The sequence below is a fragment of the Gammaproteobacteria bacterium genome (assembly GCA_034522055.1).
Taxonomy (GTDB): domain Bacteria; phylum Pseudomonadota; class Gammaproteobacteria; order JAABTG01; family JAABTG01; genus JAABTG01.
The window spans coordinates 257124-277447 of the sequence record JAXHLS010000002.1 but is presented as its reverse complement, the minus strand read 5'-3'; the positions used below and the strand labels follow the sequence as shown (position 1 = coordinate 277447).

The 20324-nt window shown below is 65.7% G+C and carries 16 protein-coding genes; 13 read left to right on the top strand and 3 right to left on the bottom strand.

All coding sequences use genetic code 11. The features are described 5' to 3' along the window. The first annotated feature begins 112 nt into the window (after positions 1-112). Together cynS and U5S82_01400 are read left to right on the top strand one after the other, a co-directional pair. Positions 113-553: a cyanase gene (gene cynS, locus U5S82_01405; protein MDZ7750325.1), complete on the top strand. Its 441-nt coding sequence runs from the start codon at positions 113-115 to the stop codon at positions 551-553. A gap of 487 nt (positions 554-1040) precedes the next feature. Further along, positions 1041-1328 carry a GreA/GreB family elongation factor gene (locus tag U5S82_01400; protein MDZ7750324.1) on the top strand — a complete coding sequence of 96 codons (288 nt, stop codon included), beginning with the start codon at positions 1041-1043 and terminating at the stop codon, positions 1326-1328. A 61-nt stretch (positions 1329-1389) separates the two neighbouring features. On the opposite strand, the gene U5S82_01395 is transcribed toward U5S82_01400, so the two are convergent. From U5S82_01395 to U5S82_01385, 3 genes are read right to left on the bottom strand one after another with little or no spacing between them, the layout of a single operon-like run. Then, positions 1390-2493, bottom strand: a complete 1104-nt coding sequence (locus U5S82_01395; GenBank protein MDZ7750323.1) for a lipocalin-like domain-containing protein — start codon at positions 2491-2493, stop codon at positions 1390-1392. Positions 2494-2503: 10 nt separating this feature from the next. Then, the gene (locus tag U5S82_01390) at positions 2504-5032 is read right to left on the bottom strand and encodes an ABC transporter permease (GenBank protein ID MDZ7750322.1); all 2529 of its coding nucleotides are present in this window, start codon (positions 5030-5032) and stop codon (positions 2504-2506) included. After that, complete coding sequence (locus U5S82_01385) at positions 5026-5766, bottom strand: ABC transporter ATP-binding protein (protein MDZ7750321.1); 741 nt, start codon at positions 5764-5766, stop codon at positions 5026-5028. The genes U5S82_01390 and U5S82_01385 overlap by 7 nt, the downstream gene beginning before the upstream one ends. A 302-nt stretch (positions 5767-6068) precedes the next feature. Here U5S82_01385 and U5S82_01380 point away from each other — a divergent pair, with 302 nt between their 5' ends. The 11 genes from U5S82_01380 (at position 6069) to U5S82_01330 (ending at position 20298) form a co-directional block, all read left to right on the top strand. Further along, positions 6069-6551, top strand: a complete 483-nt coding sequence (locus U5S82_01380; protein MDZ7750320.1) for a Crp/Fnr family transcriptional regulator — start codon at positions 6069-6071, stop codon at positions 6549-6551. Positions 6552-6768: 217 nt separating this feature from the next. Then, positions 6769-7356 carry a TetR/AcrR family transcriptional regulator gene (locus tag U5S82_01375; protein MDZ7750319.1) on the top strand — a complete coding sequence of 196 codons (588 nt, stop codon included), beginning with the start codon at positions 6769-6771 and terminating at the stop codon, positions 7354-7356. Between the two features lie 689 nt (positions 7357-8045). After that, positions 8046-8594, top strand: a complete 549-nt coding sequence (locus U5S82_01370) for a carboxymuconolactone decarboxylase family protein (GenBank protein ID MDZ7750318.1) — start codon at positions 8046-8048, stop codon at positions 8592-8594. 325 nt (positions 8595-8919) lie between these two features. Further along, positions 8920-10425: a 2Fe-2S iron-sulfur cluster-binding protein gene (locus U5S82_01365; protein ID MDZ7750317.1), complete on the top strand. Its 1506-nt coding sequence runs from the start codon at positions 8920-8922 to the stop codon at positions 10423-10425. A 72-nt stretch (positions 10426-10497) separates the two neighbouring features. Next, positions 10498-11502: a PAS domain-containing protein gene (locus tag U5S82_01360; protein MDZ7750316.1), complete on the top strand. Its 1005-nt coding sequence runs from the start codon at positions 10498-10500 to the stop codon at positions 11500-11502. Positions 11503-11705: 203 nt separating this feature from the next. Then, positions 11706-12287, top strand: coding sequence for a response regulator (locus U5S82_01355; GenBank protein MDZ7750315.1), 582 nt, complete (start codon positions 11706-11708; stop codon positions 12285-12287). Between the two features lie 629 nt (positions 12288-12916). Then, entirely contained in the window at positions 12917-14623 is a 1707-nt protein-coding gene (locus U5S82_01350) for an EAL domain-containing protein (GenBank protein ID MDZ7750314.1), read from the top strand. After that, on the top strand, positions 14620-16728 hold the full coding sequence (locus tag U5S82_01345) for a chemotaxis protein CheA (protein MDZ7750313.1): 2109 nt from the start codon (positions 14620-14622) through the stop codon (positions 16726-16728). The genes U5S82_01350 and U5S82_01345 overlap by 4 nt, the downstream gene beginning before the upstream one ends. A gap of 5 nt (positions 16729-16733) precedes the next feature. Continuing rightward, entirely contained in the window at positions 16734-17228 is a 495-nt protein-coding gene (locus tag U5S82_01340; protein MDZ7750312.1) for a chemotaxis protein CheW, read from the top strand. Between the two features lie 13 nt (positions 17229-17241). Continuing rightward, positions 17242-17394: a hypothetical protein gene (locus tag U5S82_01335; GenBank protein ID MDZ7750311.1), complete on the top strand. Its 153-nt coding sequence runs from the start codon at positions 17242-17244 to the stop codon at positions 17392-17394. 72 nt (positions 17395-17466) lie between these two features. Beyond that, positions 17467-20298, top strand: coding sequence for a methyl-accepting chemotaxis protein (locus U5S82_01330; protein MDZ7750310.1), 2832 nt, complete (start codon positions 17467-17469; stop codon positions 20296-20298). The last annotated feature ends 26 nt before the right edge of the window (positions 20299-20324 follow it).

Genomic DNA, 20324 nt, shown 5'->3' with positions numbered 1-20324 from the left:
GACCACGGCGCGCAAGCTGCGGCGCTGGTGGTGGGCGGGGGGGGTCATGGCATGAAGTTTGTATATTCCCGGGTGCTTTTCATTCCAATTGAATACGTGTGGAGATCGAATCATGACCAAAGACGAGATGCGCGATGCCATCCTGGAGGCCAAGAAGGCCAAGGGCACCACCTGGGAGGCCCTGGGGACCGCGGCGGGGCTGGCCCCCGAGTTCACCTGCTCGGCCTGTCTGGGCATGAACAGCCTGCAGGCCGGACCGGCCGAGGGCGTGGCCGGCGCCCTCGGTCTCGGTCCCGAGGTGGCTGCGGCGTTGCAGGAGTTTCCCCACAAGAGCTGGGACAAGCTCGTGCCCACGGATCCGGTCGTCTACCGGCTCTACGAGATGGTGGGCGTCTACGGCGACACCATCAAGGAGATCATCCACGAGAAGTTCGGCGACGGCATCATGAGCGCCATCGACTTCAGCATGGATATCCAGAAACAGGAAAACCCCGCCGGGGACCGGGTGGTGGTCACCCTGAACGGCAAGTTCCTGCCCTACAAGAGCTGGTAGGAGGCGCACCGCGCCCGGTGAGGGAACACCGGCCGGCCCGCGCGCCTGCCCCGAAAACGGTTTCTGACACCGTTTCTGTGGTCGGGCCGTCTGCACCGTAGCGGGGCATAGCCGACGAGGCTGCGCCATGGAGGTGCATCCCGGCCCCCGTGGGAACGCCGCATGTAGGTCGGGCTTCAGCCCGACATCCCGCGGTGCACCCCGGCCCCGGTGGGAACGCCGGAGGGTATGCGGCTTCTCCCGGCGCGTCCGGAGGGCCGGCTCATGAGCGGCCACGGGGCGCACCGGCATCGCTCTCGAAGCCTGGTCTGGGGTCGCCGGATCGAGGCCGAAACAGGCAGGGCCTTGTGCGATTCTGGTGCCAGACGGCTCGAATTTCCCGAGGTTTCCTTCCAATCCGTCCCTGCTCGTCTAATCTTAATTCTTACCGGTACGGTCCGGTGGCGCGATGTCCCGTCGCGTCAGGATGGAAGATGAGGAGGAGATAATGGTCCACCAAGGCGCTGTGAAAAGGCGTGAACTTCTGCCCAATCCCATGGAGGCACACCTCGGTTCCGCCGTCATGTTGCGGGACGAGGCAGACGGCAGTATCCAGAATGTCCGGCTGGTGAAGGAACGGGAATCGAACCCGGTGCGTGGTCTGTTGTCCGTGCAATCACCCCTGGGCGCCACGTTGTTGGGCCGTCAGGAGGGCGAGCGCATCACCGTCGCCACCCCTATCGGCTCGCGCGTGTTCGAGATCATCGACGTGGGGATGTTGCGGTCCGTCAGCTGACGGTATCGGCTTCGCCTTCGGCCCGCCGCCGCGGTGGGGAGGACCGGAGACGAGGCCGCCTTCATTCATCATAGCCCGTCATTTCCAAATAACCCCGTCCAATCTTTGCTCCCGAGGCCGCGTCGAATACCCCCACGGCCCCCTCCCAGTAACGCACGCTGAGGTCCATGAGCTGGTCCGGTAGCACGGCCCGCAGCTCCAGAGTGCGGGGTGGCTGCTCCAGTTCGAACCTCCAGGACACCGGGTAGCGCCCGCCCCGGGGCGACGTCCACCACGCCAGAGGCGTCAGGCCGACGTCCTTCGCCAACAGGTCCGTGCGCCGGCCGGCGGCATCCACGTGGACGCCGCGGCTGCGGGGATCCACGCCACCGCCGGTGCGCCGCAGTTGGTAGTACATGATATCGGCGCCATCGTCCAACTGCAGGGACACCCAGTCCCAGCCCGCCTGTCCGGGCTCCAGGGCGGACGTGCTCCACTCGCGGTCCAGCCATGACAGCCCCGCCACGACGTGGCGGCTGCCATCCGTCGCCACGTGGCCCGAGGTGGCCATGCGGGTGAGGGAGTAGTAATAAGAGGCGTTGCCCGGTGCCGCCCCCTTCTGGCTGAGCCCGTCCTCGCCCTGGAGCACCGGGGCCTTGAGGGGGACCAGGTCGAGGTGGAGGGCGAAGACGTCGGTGACGGCATCGATGCGCCAGTGGCCGCTGTCCGGGTCCCGCGCCAGGGTCCAGTCCTCCACCCAGATGCGCCGGCCGTCGGCCTCGGCGCCGGCGAGGCCCAGGGCCTCCCGCACGATGCGCTCGCGGGCGGTATGGCGCCCGGCCGCCACATCGGTGAGGGCCAGGTGTCCCATCCACACCTGCCGGGCGGCCCAGCGGGAGGCGCGGTCCGCCGCCTCCGGCGCCAGGGCGATGCGAAAGAAGGTGAGATGATAGCCGAGGGTCCGGCCGTCTTGCGTGTCCAGGTTGCCGGTGATGTACCACCACTCGTGCTTGAAGCCCGGGTGGGGACCGTGGTCGGCGGGGAATTCGAAGGTGCGGGCTTCGAGGGCACGGGAAAAGCCCGCCGTATCGCCTTCCCCCAGGGCATCGCTCACCCGGATGGTAGCGGGTGGCGGTGGCGGGGCATCGCAGGCCGCCAGCAGCAGGACCAGGGTCCCTATGATCAGCCGGCCCATGTCACTCCTCCCGCAGGGTGAGGGCCGGCGGCGTGCGAGCGATGCGCCAGGCCGGGTAGAGGGCCGCCACCAGGGCCGCCCCCAGGGCCAGGGCCACCGCCTCCGCCAGCAGGGGTATGCCGATGAGGGTCTGCATGGTCCAGCCGAAGGCGCGCAGGTACACCACCTTGATGAGCATGAGGGCCATGAGCAGCCCCAGGGGCAGGGCCAGCACCCCCGCCAGCAGGCCCATGAGGGCGCTCTGCAGGAGGATCAGCCCGCCCATCTGCCGCGGCGTCGCGCCGATGGCCCGCAGGGTGCCGTACTCCCGGGAGCGCTCCAGATGGAGGGCCAGCAGGGCACCGATGATGCCGATGACGGCCACCCCCACCGCCAGCAGCCGCAATACCCGGGTGATGGCGAAGGTGCGGTCGAAGACCTCCATGGAATAGGCCCGCAGGTCCCGGTTGGCACGCACCCGCACCCCCGGCGCGGTGGCCGCGACCAGCCCCTCCACCCGGGCCATCACGGCGTCGAGGGTGGCACCGGGGGCGAGGGTGAGGCCGAGGGCGGAGATGGCGTCGTCCTCCCAGGCCGCGGCGTAGGCGGGTTGGTGCATCACCACCAGGCCGCGATCGCTGCCGTAGTCGTAGAACACGCCGCCCACCCGCCACGAGCGCCAGCCGGTGGCCGTGAACAACTCCAGCCGCTCTCCCGCCGCCACGCCATGGCGCCAGGCGTAGGGTTCGGATACCAACACCAAGTCGCCATCCTCCAGGCCCGCCCACAGGTCATTCACCACGGCCCCCTTGAAGCGGAAGCCGCGATCCCCGGGGTCCCTCATGGCCAGCGCCAGGATCTCCACCGGTCCGTGCTCCGACTCCACCGTGACCCGCCGGCCCCGACTGATCCCATCTACCCCCGGCAGGGTCTCCAGCCCGGCCATGAGCCCCGGGTCGAGACGCCCGGCGATGCGGGAGTCGGTGCTCTCGGGGGCGCTCACGTAGATGTCGCTGGTGAGGGTCTGGGCCAGCCACAGTTCCACGGTGCCGCGGAAGCTCTCGATCATGATGCCCACCCCCACGGTGCCCGCCACCGCCACCGTCAGGGCGGCGATGGCCGGCGCGGTGCGGGACAGGGAGCGGGTGATGCCGCGCAGGGCCATGGTACCCAGGGGGGGGTACAGGACCCCCATCACCGGCCCCAGCAGGCGGCCGCCGGCCACCAGCAGGCCGGGTACCAGGAGACTGAAGCCGATGACCGCCATGAACAGCGCCCCGAAGGCGGGTACCAGGGCCCGCGGGGCGACGGCCAGCAGTGCCGCCGCCAGCACGAGGAGCCCGAGGCCCGCTACTGCCAGGCGGCGGGTGATGCCGGTCATGGGGGTCTCGACCACGCTGCGTCTCTGCACCTGGACGGGCTCGCTGCGGGCCGCCTCGCGGGCGGGCAGCAGGGCACTCAGCAGGGTGGCGCCCAGGCCCACCAGCACCCCCTTGGCCAGCACCGTGGGACTCACCAGGAGCTGGTTGACCGTGAGGCTGAAGTAGAGGTCGTTGATGGTGCGGGTCACCAGGCCGATGAGCCCCTGGGCGATGGCCATGCCCGAGACGACGCCGATGAGCGTTCCCACCAGGCCCAGGATCAGGGCCTCGCCGAGGATGAGTCGGAAGAGTTCCCCGCGGGTCACGCCGATGACCCTTAACTGGCCGAACAGGGGGCGGCGGCTCAGCACCGCGAAGGTCATGGCGTTGTAGATGATGAAGGCCCCCACCAGCAGGGCCAGCAGGCTCATGGCCGCGAGGTTGATGTGGAAGGCCTCGGTCATGCGGGCGCCGGCCTCGGTGCGGGCCGCGGCGGGAGTCAGGCGCAGCCCCGCGGGCAGGGTGTCCGCCATGGCCTGCTCCATCCCCGGTTCGAGGATGAGGTCGATGCGGTCCAGCCGGCCGACGCGCCCCAGGAGTTCCTGGGCGGTGGCGATGTCCGCCACCAGCAGGCCGTCCCGGGCCGCCGGGTTGGCGCTGCGGAAGGTACCGGCGATGGTGGCCGTCGCCGTCCCTCCCGCCACTTCTAATACCACGTCGTCGCCCTCCTCGAGTTCCAGGGCCGCCGCCCTGGACGCGGACACCATGATGGCTCCCGGGGTCACCAGCAGGCGTTCCACTACGCCGTCCCCCATGCCCTCGAGGTCCCCGCGGAAGGCGCCGCTGCCCAGGGGGTCGATGCCCATGAGGGTGTAGTTCCGCTCCCCCAGGGTCACGGCGCCGGAGACTACGGGGGCGCTCGGCGGGCTACCGGGGCGCAGTCGGAGGGTGGCGTAGACCGTCTCGTCCACGCCCCGGGGACCCCCTGCGATCTGATGGGTGGCGGTGCCGGAAAGCATCTCCATGGACAGCCGGAAGGCGGTGCGGGCGCTGGCGTTGGTGAGGTCCACGGCGATCACCACGGCGCTGCCGAGGCCGATGCCGGCGATGGCCAGCATCAGGTTCCAGGGATGGCGCGTGAGGTAGCGGCGACTGGCACGCACCAGCCCGCCCAGCACCGGGTTCACCATGCCAGCTCCGCGCCCCCCGCGGTGAGGCGGCCGTCCTCCAGCACCACCATGCGGTCCGCCTGCCGGGCCACCGCCAGGCTGTGAGTCACCACCAGCAGGGCCTGGCCGCCGCGCCGCGCCCGCGTCAGCAGCAACTCCAACACATGTCCGCCGGTGACGGAATCCAGATTGCCCGTGGGTTCGTCGGCCAGCACCAGGGCCGGGTCGTGGGCCAGGGCCCGGGCGATGGCCACCCGCTGTTGTTCACCACCCGACAGGCGGTCGGGAAAGGCGTCACCGGCCTGGTCCAGTCCAAGCTCCGCCAGCAGGTCCTCGACCCGCCGGGCGATGGCGTCCCGGCGCCAGCCGTTCAGTTCCAGGGGCAGGCCCACGTTTTCCGCCGCCGTGAGGGTGGGGATGAGATTGAAAGCCTGGTAGATGAAACCCAGATGGCGGCGCCGCAGGAGGGTGCGGTCCCTTTCCGCCAGCCGCTGGAGGGGCCGGCCGAGGAGGGTGAGTTCGCCGCCATCGGGACGGTCGATGCCCGCCAGCAGGTTGAGCAGGGTGGACTTGCCCGAGCCACTGCGCCCCAGGAGGGCCACCGACTCCCCGGCGGCGATGGACAGGTCCACGCCTTCGAGCACCGTCTTGAATGTCTTGCCCGCGGGATAACGTTTGGTGAGGCCTCGGGCATCCACCGGGACCGTCGATCGGGCGTCGGCGGTTGGGACGTGTTCATCGTAGGGATGGTTCATGGCGGACCACTGGGTGCGGGATAACATGGGGCGGCAATGGAACGCGGGACGCGCGTCTCGCTGTTCGGCTGTCGGCGGGCGCTGTGGTGAGTATGGATCGCTACGGCGACTCTTCCATAACGTATTGTCCTCCTTTACGGTCGCGTCCTCGAACCGATCACCGAGGTTGAACTGCGGTGGTCCGAGGACCGTATTATCGATAACCGGTCACAGATTAGACTACTCATGTCAGGGATCATCACAGGAGGTTCACGCTCCGTGCTGGATAGCAGGTCTCTGGAACCGGGATGCGCAGGCGTTTGATGGCCATAACCAAAGAAAAAATCAGCGCGTTTCAGACCATGCCCCTGTTCGGTGGACTGTCGGCGGATGCCATAGAACTGGTGCTCAGCAAGGGCATAGGGCACCGCCGCCGCGCCGGGGAGTTCTTCTATCATGAGGGTGATGGCGCGGAATCTTTGTTCCTGCTGGAGTCGGGGCGGGTGTCCCTGGTGCGCGAGCACGGCGACGAACTCCTGAGGCTCAAAGAGGTGTCGCCCGGCGATTGCTTCGGCGTGGTGGCCCTGCTCGATTTCGCCGGACGCAATACCTCCGCCGTAGCGCAGCAGGACAGCAGCGCCTGCGAGATCACATCGGAGCATCTCTACGCCTTGTACAACGTCAGCGTCGAGCAGTTCAACCTGTTGTATATGAACGTGGCCCGGGAGGTGTGCCGGCGGTTGCGGCAGACCGACCAGCGCCTGTTCGAGTGCTGGGCGGCCGGGGACCTCAAGGCCCGCAACTGATCGCCGCCACAAGATGGGTTGCGGCAGCCGGCCCACGGCCGGCCGGGCGCACAGCTCGCCCTGCAACAGCTGAACCCAGGCCCGCCAGGTCCTCAACCCCCTGCACGTTTTCGGGCGATGATCGCCATACCCGGTCCGGCCATGAGGCCACCGCCGGCCCCCGCGTGGGCATAGAAGGCTCATTGCTAAAGCGGACTGATTGGTCCAAAATGCATTCATGAGTACCGGAAGACCCCTGGGCTACGACCCCGAAGCCGCCCTGGAGGCGGCCATGGGGCTGTTCTGGCGACGGGGCTACGAGGCCACCTCCCTGGCCCGGTTGATGGCCGTCACGGGTTTGTCCAAGAGCAGTTTCTATCAGGCCTTCGGCAGCAAGCACGCGTTGTTCGAACGCTGCATGGAGCGCTACAGCGCCTACATGGTGAAAACCATGGATGCCATGCTGGCAGAGGCGCCCTCGGGACGGGTGTTCGTCGAAAGACTACTCATGGGCATCGCGGACGAGACCCGCGGACCGGGGGCACGGCGGGGCTGTCTGGTGATGAACTCGGCTTCGGAGTTCGCCGGCCGTGATCCGGTCGTCGCCGATCTGGTGGCCCGTAGCACGGCCTCGTTCATGGCGGTGTTCCGGCGCGCCGTGGAACGGGCCAAGGCGGACGGCGAGATCCCGCCCGACAAGGACACAGGGGTGCTGGCGGCCTATATCCTGACCAACGTGGCGGGCCTGCGCACCATGGTGAAGGCCGGCGCCGGCCCACAAGAGGTGCGGGCCATCGCCGCCGTGACCCTGGACGCCCTGGATTGATCCCCCGGATTGATCCCATGGGGCCTTCACCCGGACTTATCGTTAACGTGAAAGTCGCGAAGCACGAACTCCCCCTCTCCCTCTGGGACAAATCCGTCGGGAACGGATTTGAACGCGCCTTGGCGCGGCCCGTAGGGCGCAGGGCAGGATGCCCGGAGTACAGGGATGGGGTGAGGGAACGAACATGGCGATACGCGCTCCTCTTTCATCATCTTGGGCGGCGCGTATCGCCATGAGAGTTAGCTCGCCCGCAGAGTCCGTGGGCGTAGCAGAGGAGAATTTCCTCTCGCCAAGAACGCCGAGAACGCCAAGGAACCTGTTTGATTGTCGGGATGAATCCCGACCTACATTCGTGCCGAATGAATGGGCGGTGGGGGGTGTTGTGTAGGTCGGGCTGTAGGTCGGGCTGTAGGTCGGGCTTCAGCCCGACACCGAACCCTGGCGGAGGGTTCCGGCCCGGCCTGTGGCATGAGCGGCAGGGTTTAATGTCGGGATGAATCCCGACCTACATCCGTGCCGAAGGAACAGGTGGTGGTGTATCTATATAGGGTTGGCGCTTACCGCGAGCGAAACATTCACCCACAGATTCTGCCGCCGAGCCTTTTTTTTCACCAAATATGGACCGAATGGTCCATTACCGGGGCCCTGGCGCCTCATCCCCATCTCTCTGGCAACTAGAAGGAGCCACCATGACCGACTTTCCCTATCACGATCACAGCACCGCCCCCGCAGCCGCCAAGCCCCTGCTGGAGCAGGCGGAAAAGGCCTACGGCATGCTGCCCAACCTGCTGGCCAAGATGGCCGAGGCCCCCGCGCTGCTGGAGGGCTACTGGACCCTGACGGCGGTGTTCGGTAACTCGTCCCTGTCCGCCGCGGAGCAGCAGGTGGTGCTCATCACCACCAGCCGCATCAACGAGTGCATCTATTGCGTGGGCGTGCACAGTGCCCTGGCGGACATGCAGAAGGTGCCCAACGAGGTCACCGACGCCATCCGCGACGACCGGCCCATACCGGATCCCCGCCTGGAGGCCCTGCGCACCGTCACCCGTCGCATGGTGGAGCAGCGGGGCTGGCTCAAGGATACGGAAGTGGAGGAGTTCCTGGGCGCCGGCTTCAACAGGGAACAGCTGTTGGAGGTGGTGCTGGGGGTGGGCCTGAAGACCCTGTCCAACTACACCAACCATATCGCCGGCACGGAGCTGGACGAGGCCTTCGCCGGGCGCAGCTGGCAGCCCTGACGGACCGTCTCTGGCGGGACCTGCTTTTGCGTCCCGCCGGTGGCGGTGGCGGGCTGTGCTATGTCCTTGCCTGGCCGGGGGGATTAGAATAGCCCTGACTTTCAGGGCTATACGCGCCGCTCGAGATGATGAAAAAAAGAGCACCTATCACCATGCTCGTTCCCTCAGCCCATCCCTATACTCCGGGCATCCTGCCCTTCGCCCTTCGCCCTGCGGGCCGCGCCAAGGCGCGTTCAAATCCGTTCCCGACGGATTTGTACCAGAGGGCGAGGGGGAGATCGTGCTTCGCGACTTTCACTTTAATATTATCGGCCCTGGAGCATTCATGACGGATCTGTTGACCCTGTCCCGCGCGGCGCGCCTGGTGGGTATTACCCGGGGCGAGTTGCAACAACGCATCCGTCGCGACGAGCTCGACACCTTCGAGGGCAAGGTCAGGGTGTCGGACCTGTTGCGGGCCTTCCCCGAGGCCAGGCTGGAGGATGATTCCACCCTGGAGCGGGTCAATCGCATCAAGTCCGCCGCCACCCCGGAGAAGGAGCCCAAGTACGAACTGCCCTCGGCCGAGGTGCTGGCGCAGCGAGTGAACATCCTGTCCCACGAACTCACGGCGGCGCGTGCCGAGCTGGCCGGCTACGGCGAGCTGGTGGAGTCATTGACGGGGCGGCTGGCGGATTTGGAACAGGCGATGGGCGAAGAGCAGGGCGGGCGGGTTCGGGAACTGTTCCGCTGGCTGGAGGAACAGGTGGCCGCACGCCCCCGGGAACCCAGGCGCAACGCCGCCCTGCTGGCCAAGGACACCTTCCTGCGCATGCTGGCGGCCCAGGTGGAGGTGATACCCAGCGGCCATGATTTCTTCGTGGAGGGCAACGTATCCATACTGGATGCCGGCCTGCGCTCGGGGCTGGCCCTCAAGTACGGCTGCACCAGCGGCAGCTGTGGTTCGTGCAAGGCCCGGGTGGTGACGGGGCGGGTGCTCAAGGTGCGAGATCACGAATACGAGTTGAGCGAGCGGGAGCGGGAGATGGGCTACGTGCTCATGTGCTCCTACACCGCGGTGACGGACGTGATGATCGAGGCCGATGAGGCCAAGGGGGAGGAGGATATCTCCCCCCAGAGCATCGATACCGCCGTCCGCCGGCTGGACCGGCCCCGGGAAGACCTCGTGGTGCTGCATCTGCGTACGCCGGCCACCCAGCGCCTGCGTTTTCTGTCGGGCCAATCCGCCACCCTCGAACTGCCCTCGGAGGCGCGGGGCCGGCTGCCCCTGGCATGCTGTCCCTGCGACAGTCAGAACCTTGAGTTCCACGTTCACCGGGGTAGTGCCTCGGCCCTGGCCCGGGAACTCTTCGACCATGATCTGGAGCCGGGCGCGCGCGTGGTGGTGACGGGCCCCGAGGGGGACGCCCTGGAGGATCGGGGGGAGACCAGCCCGATGCTGTTCATCATCCATGAAAAGGGCTTCTCGGCCCTCAAGGGCTTCATCGAAAACGCCATCTCGGCGGACGATGCGGAGCGTTTTCATCTCATCTGGATTACGTCAGATCCGGAGGGTCGTTACATGGACAACCTGTGCCGGGCGTGGTCCGATGCGCTGGAGAATTTCGCCTACGAGCCCGTGGTGATGGCCGCGCCCCTGGATGGCGGCGAGAGCAGGCAGGCCATGGACGAGGCCCTCGGGCGGGTGGAGGACATCGATACCTGTGAGGTCTACGTGGCCGGTGCAGAGGAATTCACCGGCGCCGTGACGCCGCTTCTCCAGGCGCGGGGGGTGGCCGCGGAGCGCCTGCAGTTGCGACGGCAGGGTGGTGATGCCGGCGCGGATGTTTGAGGGGCTGATATGAGTTCCAGCCATGGAGCGGGTGACCGCGAAGGCGTTCACGGTGCCAGTAGGTTCCCGCAATTGGATCTGTGCGGGAAAGCCCTCGAGGCGGTGGGTCACGGCGTCATGATCGCCGAGGCCGGAGGGGATATGTCCATCGTCTACGTCAATCCCGCCTTCGAGCACCTGACCGGATACTCGGCGGATGCCGTCCTCAACCGCAGTTGCCGTATCCTCGATGGTGAAGAGTCGGGCCAGGACGGCCTGGCGGATTTGAAGACGGCGATTGTCGCCGGGGAATCCCGTCATGTGGTGCTGCGCCAGTATCGGCGGGACGGTACCGCCTTCATGAACCACCTGAGTCTGTCTCCCATGCGTGACGAAGGGGACGAGATCAGCCATCTCATGGTGGTGATGGAGGACGCCAGCGAGCGTATCCGCCACCAGGAGCAACGGATAGCGGAGGCCGAGGCGCAGCGGGACATGCTGGTGCGGGAGGTGCATCACCGCATCAAGAACAGCCTCCAGGGGGTGTCCGGGTTGCTGGCCCGCCACGCCTACATGCATCCGGAACTCGCCGATATCCTCAGGGAGGCCTGCGCCCAGGTGAATGCCATCGCCATCGTCCATGGCTTGCAAGGCAGGGCCTCGCGCACCGACCTCGATCTCCTGGAGCTGGTGGAGGCCATCGTCGAGACGGCGCGTGGCGGGGGCGCGATGTCCATCGAGACCCGGGTGGAGGCCGGTCCGGATGGTGGTGCCTGGGCCAAGGTGAGGGGCGATACGGGGGTGGCCGTCGCCCTCATCATCAACGAACTCATTCGCAACGCCCAGAAGCATGGTGCTTTCGGCGATGGTCGCGGGATCGACGTCACCGTCAGGTGCGACGCTGCAGGGACTTACGTCGAAGTGGCGAACAGCGGTACCCTGCCTGCCGGATTCGACCTCCAGAACGGGCATGGCCTGGGTACGGGGCTCGAGTTGGTCAGGTCCATGCTGCCCCACAAGACGGCCACTCTCGGCATTTCCGAGCACGCAGGCCGGGTGGTGGCGGCCCTGAGACTCTCGGCGCCCGTAGCCGCCTGAATGCCCACCACCCGCCGGCCTTGCGGTGGGTTAGCGTGACGTCCGTTTATTGCTTTGCATGGAATGCATCTGGCAATGTGCCTGAACAGAGGCGATATGAAATCGTCCGGCAGTTCGCTCTTTCGGCTTCGAAAATACACCCGTTTCCCCGTATAATATATGGGTATTTTGTCCTGCAGAGTAATGGATTCAGGCGACGAATAATGACCAAGAAACTACTCATCGCCGACGATGATGGCGTGGTACTGGCGACCCTCAGCATGGGCCTTCGACAGGCGGGTTACCAGGTGGTGGAGGCCCGGGACGCGGAATCCGCCTACCAGGCCGTGAGTACGGAAAGGCCCGATGTGGCGGTGCTCGATATCCATATGCCGGGTATGAGCGGCATCGAGCTGTCGAGGAGGCTGTTCGAGGAGTTCCAGGTCCCCGTGGTCTTTCTCACCGCCTATGACGAACGGGAACTGGTGGAATCGGCCATCGGTACCGGAGCCTTCGGTTACGTCATCAAGCCCATCGACGTCGCACGGCTCATCCCGGTCATCGAGACCGCGGCGGTGCGCGGGCAGGAGGTGGCCGGCATCAAGGGCGCCATGGACAAGAACAAGCAGATCAATGCCGCCGTGGGTGTGCTCATGGAGCGCCACCGCGTGTCCATGCCCAAGGCCCTGGAGGCGATGCGGGCGGTGGCCCGGCGCGACCGCAAGAAGCTCCATGTGCTGGCCCTCGAGATCCTCTCGGCCACCGAGCAGGACAACCGGTTTTTCGACGAATTCAAGGAATCCTGACCCCCGGGCGGATGCTCCCGTGACGCCGCCCATTACTCCCTCCCGTACCGCCCTGTGACCTTCCACCGGTGATCCCGGGAAAAATTCCCGGCGTTTACCGGCCGTTTTCCCGCGCCCTTTGACATTTTCCCCGTGCCACCGTCGAATGCCCCACGGGCTAAAATAATTAATGGAAACAATAAAATAGCTTTCCCTGCGCAGGGTGTCGCCGGAGCGATGAGTTCTTCCCCTTGACCGCCGCCGTGGCTGTCGGGGGCGCCTAAAGGAATCCTCGCCAGGGACGTTAACCTCGGTAACGCCGGCCATTCCCCCGCCGGCGTCAGGGCCCCGACAGGATGTCACCGGCCGGTCACCGCAACGGATGCCCTTCCTGTTCCGGCGCCTTTCACGAGCGCCAAGCCCTAAACCCGCAATGCCAGGCGTCGGTGCGTCCGCCGCGATCCTTGGCGCCCTTCGGCGCCGGTCGTGAGCGCACACAAAGTGCCCCGGCGGCATCGGTGTCCTGTATTCCGCCCCACGAGGGAATGGATGCGGGTCACCGGCGGACCATTCCGCGCACGGGTTACGGGAGCAAGGGTATGAAACAGGCGAGGTCAGACCAACGGCTCACGGATGGACTACAGACGGTTATGAACAACTTTTTCGAACAAGCCATGTGTCAGGCCCTCGGCGACCGCATCTCCTGCGAGATATTCCGTGTCTCCCAGATCGCCATGATGCTGGTGGACAGGAGAATGTCCATCGTTGCTGTGAACCCGGCCTTCACCCGCACCACCGGTTATGACTTCTACGAGGTGATGGGGGAGAACCCCAGGAAGCTCTCCTCCGGCATCCACGACCGCCTGTTCTACGAGACCCTGTGGCAGTCCCTGCTGGACCAGGGCAGCTGGTCGGGCGAAATCTGGAACCGCCGCAAGAACGGCGAGATCTACCCGGAACACCTGCGCATCGATGCCATCAGGAACGCGCAGGGCGAGGTCACCCATTACGTGGGGATGTTCACCGACATCACCAACGAGAAGGGCATGCAGAAACGCCTGCAGAATCTCGCCTTCCATGACACCCTCACCGGCCTGCCCAACCGGGCCTACCTCAAGCAACGGGTCAACGAGTTGCTGGGGGAGGTGAATTCCGGCTCCGCGCTGCTGTTCGTGGACATCGACAACTTCAAGCGCGTCAACGACGAACTGGGACATTCCTTCGGCGACGAGATCCTGCGTATCGTCGCCAACCGCCTGCAGGCGGCGGTGCGCCAGAGCGACGTGGTGTGCCGTCTCGGCGGCGACGAGTTCGTGATCGTGTTGCCGGATCTCACGGACGTCGCGCGTACCGAGGCCATCGCCGGCAAGATCCTCACCCAGCTGCAGAGTCCCATCACCAGCGGCGATCACGAGATCGGCCTCACCGCGAGCATCGGTATCTCCTTCTATCCCAAGGACGGCGAGGACTTCGAATCCCTGTTCCAGTACGCGGACGTGGCCCTGTACGACGCCAAGGGCATGGGCAAGAACGGCTATTCCCTCTATCGCCGGGAGATGAGCACCACCTTCCGGAATCGCCTGGCTCTCGAGAAGGACCTGCGGTTGGCCATCGAGGGCGGGCTCATCGATGTCTTCTACCAGCCCAAACTCAATCTCGTCAGGGGTCGGGTCAGCGGTTTCGAGGCCCTGGCCCGCTGGCACCATCCGGAGCACGGCTGGATAGGGCCCAACGTCTTCATCCCCATCGCCGAGGATGCCGGCATGATCGACAGCCTCGCGGAGCACGTCATTCGGCGCGCCGTTCGCCAGGTCAGGGACTGGTCGCTTCAAGCCCGATTTCCCTACGAGGTGGCCGTGAACATCTCCAGCAAGCAGTTCCGCACCGGCGGCGTCGTGCACCTGATGCAGGACATCGTGAATGTAGAGGGTTTCCCGCCGGAGCAGGTGGAGATCGAGGTCACGGAGAGCCAGCTGATGGAGAACAGCAGGCAGTCCCAGACCATCATCGAGGCCCTCAAGTCTTTGGGTATGCATATCGCCATCGACGACTTCGGCACCGGCTATTCCTCACTGGGCTATCTCAAGCAGTTCCATGTGGACCGCCTGAAGATAGACAAGGTGTTCGTCCAGGACATCGGTACTCCCGGCAATGACGAGGAGCTGTGCGACGTCATCCTGTCCATCGGCAACACCCTGGGCATCAAGGTCACGGCGGAAGGGGTGGAGAAACGGGAGCAGTTCGACTTCTTCAGCCAGCGCCGCTGCGACGAGCTGCAGGGCTATTACATCGCCCGGCCCCTGCCGTGGGACCAGTTCGGTCCCGACGGGTCCTTCAACACGGGAGTGCAACAGTGACATCCGATCTATCGCAATTTCACGAGGCCTTCTTCGAGGAGGCCGCCGAGGGCCTGGAACTGCTGGAAAGCGGACTGCTCGCCCTGGTCGAGGGCAATCAGGATGAGGGCCAGATCAACGATATCTTCAGGGCCGCCCATTCCATCAAGGGCGGCAGCGGCATGTTCGGGTTCACCGAGATCACCAACCTGACTCACGTCATGGAGACCATGCTGGACGAGATGCGTGCCGGGGATCGGCAGGCCGGCCGTGAGGACGTGGACCTGTTGTTGAAGGCCACGGACTGTGTGAGTGCCATGATCGACGCCCCGCGTAGCGGCAACCCTGTGGATTGCGCCGAGGCGGAAGACATGCGCGCGCGTCTGGAGGCCCGCCTGGCGGTTGCCCCCGGGGCTATGCCCGCCGCGCTTCCGGCGGGCGACGCGGTCGAGGTGGTCGAGGCCGCCGGGGAATCCGCGCGTGGTGATTGGCGGATTCGTTTCGGCCCCACTGCGGCCATGTACGCCGAAGGCCACGACCCCCTGCGCATCATGCGCGAACTGGCTTCCCTGGGAGAGGCGGAGGTCAGCGTGGATGCCGCCCACGTCCCGCCCCTCGAAGACTTCGATCCGGCGGGGGCCTATCTGTGCTGGGAGATCATCCTCAAGGACGGGCCGGGCCGGCGGGAACTGGAGGAGGTCTTCGCGTGGGTCAAGGACAGCTGCGAACTGACTATCGAGAGTGAACACGAGGCGGGCACCACGGCCCGCCCCGTGGCGCCCGCGCCTGACAACGTCGTGGCCATGCCGGGTGCGGCGCCGGAGTCCGCGGCGCCGGCCCCCACGGCGCCGGCCCCCGCCGCAGTGGCCAGCGGCGCTGACAACGGTGCGCCGGCGACCAGGGAATCGAGTTCCATCCGCGTCAGCACCGACAAGGTGGATACCTTGATCAACATGGTGGGCGAACTGGTGATCACCCAGTCCATGCTGGGCCAGTTCAACGAGGAGTTCGAGCTGGTCCAGTTCGAGCGCTTGAAGGACGGGCTGGCCCAACTGGAGCGCAACACCCGCGAGTTGCAGGAGAGCGTCATGCGCATCCGCATGATGCCCATCAAGGCCTCTTTCAGCAGATTCCCGCGGCTGGTGCGTGATCTCAGCCAGGGGCTCGGCAAGTCGGTGCGGCTGGAACTGGTGGGCGAGCATACCGAACTGGACAAGACGGTGCTGGAGAAGATCGGCGACCCCCTGGTCCACCTGGTGCGCAACTCTCTCGATCACGGCATCGAATCGGCAGAGGAGCGCCGCGCCAAGGGCAAGGACCCCACGGGCGTGCTGCGCCTCAAGGCCAGCCACCAGGGCGGCAATATCGTCATCGAGGTGAGCGACGACGGTGCCGGCCTCAATACCCGGCGCATCCTCGACAAGGCCATCGAAAAGGGCATCGTGTCGGCCCAGGACGAGCTGAGCGACGAACAGGTCGCGGACCTCATATTCCAACCCGGCTTTTCCACCGCCGCCCAGGTCAGCGACGTCTCCGGAAGAGGCGTCGGCATGGACGTGGTGCGCCGCAATATCAATGACCTCAACGGCACGGTGGACGTGAAGACCGTGCCCGGCGAGGGCAGCACCTTCACCATCCGGCTGCCCCTCACCCTCGCCATCCTGGATGGCCAGCTCATCCGGGTGGGGGAACAGATCTATGTCATTCCCCTGATATCCATCGTCGAGTCCCTGCTGGTCAATCCCGGCCAGATCAAATCCATCGGCGCCGACTTCGAACTCTACCGGCTGCGTGACAACTACGTGCCGGTGGCCCGGCTGCACAGCATCTTCGGTGTGGATGCGGCCAACGCCGATCTCAAGAAGGGTCTGCTGGTCATCGTGGAATCCAACGACGGCCGGCTCGGGCTCATGGTGGATGACCTGCTGGGGCAGCAACAGGTCGTGATCAAGAGCCTCGAGAGCAATTTCAAACGCGTATCCGGTATCTCGGGCGCCACCATTCTCGGCGACGGCAGTGTCGCCCTCATCCTTGATATCTCCGGGCTGGTGAAGATCTGCCAGAACCGGGGCGAGCAACAGGACAGCGGAAAAACCGAAGACCGAACCATCGAGGCAGTGGCATGAATTCCATGAATGCGGAACAGATCAGCGGCCAGGTGGACCTGGCTCTCGGCGCCAACCAGTACCTGACCTTCAGTCTCGCCGATGAGGAGTACGGTGTGGATATCCTCAGTGTGCGGGAGATCATGGGATGGGGCGCTGCGACGCCCATTCCCAACGTGCCCAGTTACATCAAGGGTGTGATCAACCTCCGCGGCACCATCATCCCCATCATCGACTTGCGCGAGCGCTTCAATCTGGAAAAGCAGCCCTACGGGCCCACCACCGTGGTGGTGGTGCTGCAGGTCAAGGGCGCCAAGTCGCAAAAGACCGTGGGCGTGGTGGTGGATGCGGTGTGCGACGTCTACGACATCGATGCCGCGAGCCTGAATCCGGCACCGGACTTCGGCGGGGCCTTCGACACCGAGTTCGTGCGCGGCCTGGCCACGGTCAGTGACAAGATGATCATCCTCCTGGACATCGAACGACTGGTGGAAGTGGGTGTGCTCAAGGCGATCACCTGACGGAGCAATGGCCATGACGACTCGCATCAGGACAAAGGCAGTGGCGGTGCGGCCCGGGCCCCTGAAGGTGGCCGTGCGGCCACCACGGAGGTCCGGCGGACGCAAGCCGTTGGTGCCCCCGCCCCTGTGGATCGAACTGCTTGCCGGGACGGCCTGGCGGGGCTGAGCCCGCGACCCGGACAGTCCGCAACAACGACCCCATGCCACCGCCGGAGTGGCCCTGACCAGAGGTGAAGACATGAATGTAATGGAACGCGAGTACGCGACCGAGGGGCACCACGGAGCAGACGATGCCGCTCTCATCGAGCACAGCTTCGCGGCCGTTGCGGGCCAGGCCGAGGAGTTGGTGGAGCGGTTCTATGACCGTTTGTTCACCGACTATCCGCAGGTGCGGGGGATGTTCGCCGACACCGACATGGTGGAGCAGCGCAAGAAGCTGCTGGCCGCCCTGGCCCTGGTGGTGCGCAACATCCGCAAGCCCGAGGCCCTGCACGATGCGCTGGCGGAACTCGGCAACAAACACCGGGGCTATGGCGTGCAGCCCGAGCACTACACGGCGGTAAAGGATGTCCTGCTGAAGGTCCTGCCGGAGATGGCGGGGGATCAGTGGACGGAAGAACTCGGTGGGGCGTGGGACCGGGCCCTCACCCATGTAGCGAACACCATGCTTGGCAACGAAATGAACCGAGGAGATACGGCAGTGGATATGAGTGCACAGCGGATTGAAGAGGTGGATCACGGCACGGGTGCCATCGACAGTTTCGAAGTCTATAAGGACATCATCGAGAAACTCCCCCTGAACGTGATGATCGCGGATGTGGACGAGAACATCGTCATGGTCAACGAGCGGGCGCGTGAGACCCTGCGGGGCCTCGAGCCTCAACTGCGGCAGTACCTGCCGAATTTTTCCGCGGATGCGGTGGTGGGGGGCAGCATCCATCGCTACCACCGCGATCCCGGTGCCATCAAGGGCATCCTTCAGAACATGAGGCCGGGCGACAAGCGCACCGGGGAGATCACCCCGGGGCATTTCCGTTTCGCCCACGAGACGCGGGTGCTTACGGACGGCCGGGGCAATCGCATCGGCTACATCGTGCAGTGGCGGGATGCCACCGATGAGTATGAACAGGCCACCCGGGCGGCGCGCCTCCAGGGCGCGGTGGACGGCGCCCAGACGGCGATGATGATGATCGATCGGGACCTCAACATCACCTATGCCAATCAGGCCACCGTCGATCTGCTGTCCCGCAACGAGGCGGTGTTGCGCCAGACCTATCCGGGTTTCAGTGCCCGTGACATCGTGGGTACCAACATCGACCGCTTCCACGCCAATCCGGCCCACCAGCGCCAGCTGCTGGCCAACCCCGCTAACCTGCCCTATGCCACGGACATCAAGGTGGGGCCTCTCATCTTCAGCATCAATGTCACCGCCATCCGTAATCTCGATGGTGATTATGTCGGCAGCACCATGGAGTGGCAGGACGTCACCGAGTTGCGCAGCCGCGAGCAGGAGGTGGCGCGCCTCCAGGCGGCCATCGACGGCTCCACTTCCAACCTCATGCTGTGCGATGAGGATCTCAACATCAGCTATGTCAACCCGGCGGTGGTGAACATGCTGGCCAAGCGGGAAGCGGTGCTGCGGGAGCGTTTCCCGGGCTTCGTCGCACGGGACCTCGTGGGCAAGAACATCGACATCTTCCACAAGAACGCGGCCCATCAGCGTGGCCTCCTGAAGGATCCCGGGCGCATGCCCTTCACTACCCAGATCAAGGTGGCCGACCTGGAGTTCGAACTGAACGCCACCATGATTCGCGATGTCCAGGGCAACTACCGGGGCAACATGGTGGAGTGGAAGGACATCACCGAGCAGAAGGATGGCGAACGCCAGATCCAGGAACTCATCGATGCCGCCACCCGGGGCGAACTGGACCAGCGCATCGATGCCGCCAAGTACTCGGGGTTCATGGCCACCCTGGCCAATGGCATCAACGACATGATGGATACGGTGGTGGCCCCCATCAAGGAGAGCGTGTCGGTCCTCGAACGTCTGGCCGAGGGTGACCTCAACGAGACCATGAACGGTGAGTTCCATGGCGAGTTTGCGGTGATGCGTGATGCCGTGAACGGTTCCATCGTCAACCTGCGCAACATGGTGACGGAGATCAACGACTCCAGTTCCAACATCGCCTCCGCCGCGGGGGAGATCGCCCAGGGCAACACCGACCTCAGCCAGCGCACCGAGGAACAGGCGGCCTCCCTGGAAGAAACCGCCTCCAGCATGGAGGAGCTCACGGGGACGGTGCGCCAGAACGCCGACAACGCCCGCCATGCCGATCAACTGGCCGTGGGAGCCCGGGACAACGCCGAGCGCGGCGGCGAGGTGATGGACAAGGTGGTGGCGGCCATGGGCGAGATCACCGGCAGCAGCAAGAAGATCTCCGACATCATCAGCGTCATCGACGAGATCGCCTTCCAGACCAATCTGCTGGCCCTCAACGCGGCGGTGGAGGCGGCGCGGGCCGGCGAGCAGGGCCGCGGCTTCGCGGTGGTGGCCACCGAGGTGCGCAATCTGGCCCAGCGCAGCGCCAATGCCGCCAAGGAGATCAAGGCCCTCATCAAGGACAGCGTAGAGAAGGTGGGTGAGGGCAGCCAACTGGTCGACGAGTCCGGCAAGACCCTGGAGGAGATCGTTGCCTCGGTGAAGAAGGTGAGCGACATCATCGCCGAGATCGCCGCCGCCAGCGAGGAGCAGTCCACCGGCATCGAGCAGGTGAACAAGGCGGTGGCCCAGATGGACGAGGTGACCCAGCAGAACGCCGCCCTGGTGGAGCAGGCGGCGGCCGCCAGCGAGTCCCTGGATGAGCAGGCGGGCGGGCTCAAGGAGCTCATGAGCTTCTTCAAGGTGGACACCGGCGGTGGTCGCGAGGCCGCGCCGCGGCGCCCGGCCGCCCCCGCCCCCAAGGAGCGCGGTCAGGGGACACGGCCGCAGCGGCCCCAGCAGGCACCGGCCCGCCGGCCGGCCCCCCGCCCCGCAGCGGTGGCGGAGGGCGGGGAATGGGAGGAGTTTTGATGGCTCCATCCGGCAATCGCGGCAAT

Bases quoted from the DNA above. Each gene is read 5' to 3' on its own strand.
- cynS (MDZ7750325.1), top strand. From the start codon at position 113: ATGACCAAAGACGAGATGCGCGATGCCATCCTGGAGGCCAAGAAGGCC.
- U5S82_01400 (MDZ7750324.1), top strand. From the start codon at position 1,041: ATGGTCCACCAAGGCGCTGTGAAAAGGCGTGAACTTCTGCCCAATCCC.
- U5S82_01390 (MDZ7750322.1), bottom strand. From the start codon at position 5,032: ATGGTGAACCCGGTGCTGGGCGGGCTGGTGCGTGCCAGTCGCCGCTAC.
- U5S82_01385 (MDZ7750321.1), bottom strand. From the start codon at position 5,766: ATGAACCATCCCTACGATGAACACGTCCCAACCGCCGACGCCCGATCG.
- U5S82_01380 (MDZ7750320.1), top strand. From the start codon at position 6,069: ATGGCCATAACCAAAGAAAAAATCAGCGCGTTTCAGACCATGCCCCTG.
- U5S82_01375 (MDZ7750319.1), top strand. From the start codon at position 6,769: ATGAGTACCGGAAGACCCCTGGGCTACGACCCCGAAGCCGCCCTGGAG.
- U5S82_01370 (MDZ7750318.1), top strand. From the start codon at position 8,046: ATGACCGACTTTCCCTATCACGATCACAGCACCGCCCCCGCAGCCGCC.
- U5S82_01365 (MDZ7750317.1), top strand. From the start codon at position 8,920: ATGACGGATCTGTTGACCCTGTCCCGCGCGGCGCGCCTGGTGGGTATT.
- U5S82_01355 (MDZ7750315.1), top strand. From the start codon at position 11,706: ATGACCAAGAAACTACTCATCGCCGACGATGATGGCGTGGTACTGGCG.
- U5S82_01350 (MDZ7750314.1), top strand. From the start codon at position 12,917: ATGAACAACTTTTTCGAACAAGCCATGTGTCAGGCCCTCGGCGACCGC.
- U5S82_01340 (MDZ7750312.1), top strand. From the start codon at position 16,734: ATGAATGCGGAACAGATCAGCGGCCAGGTGGACCTGGCTCTCGGCGCC.
- U5S82_01335 (MDZ7750311.1), top strand. From the start codon at position 17,242: ATGACGACTCGCATCAGGACAAAGGCAGTGGCGGTGCGGCCCGGGCCC.
- U5S82_01330 (MDZ7750310.1), top strand. From the start codon at position 17,467: ATGAATGTAATGGAACGCGAGTACGCGACCGAGGGGCACCACGGAGCA.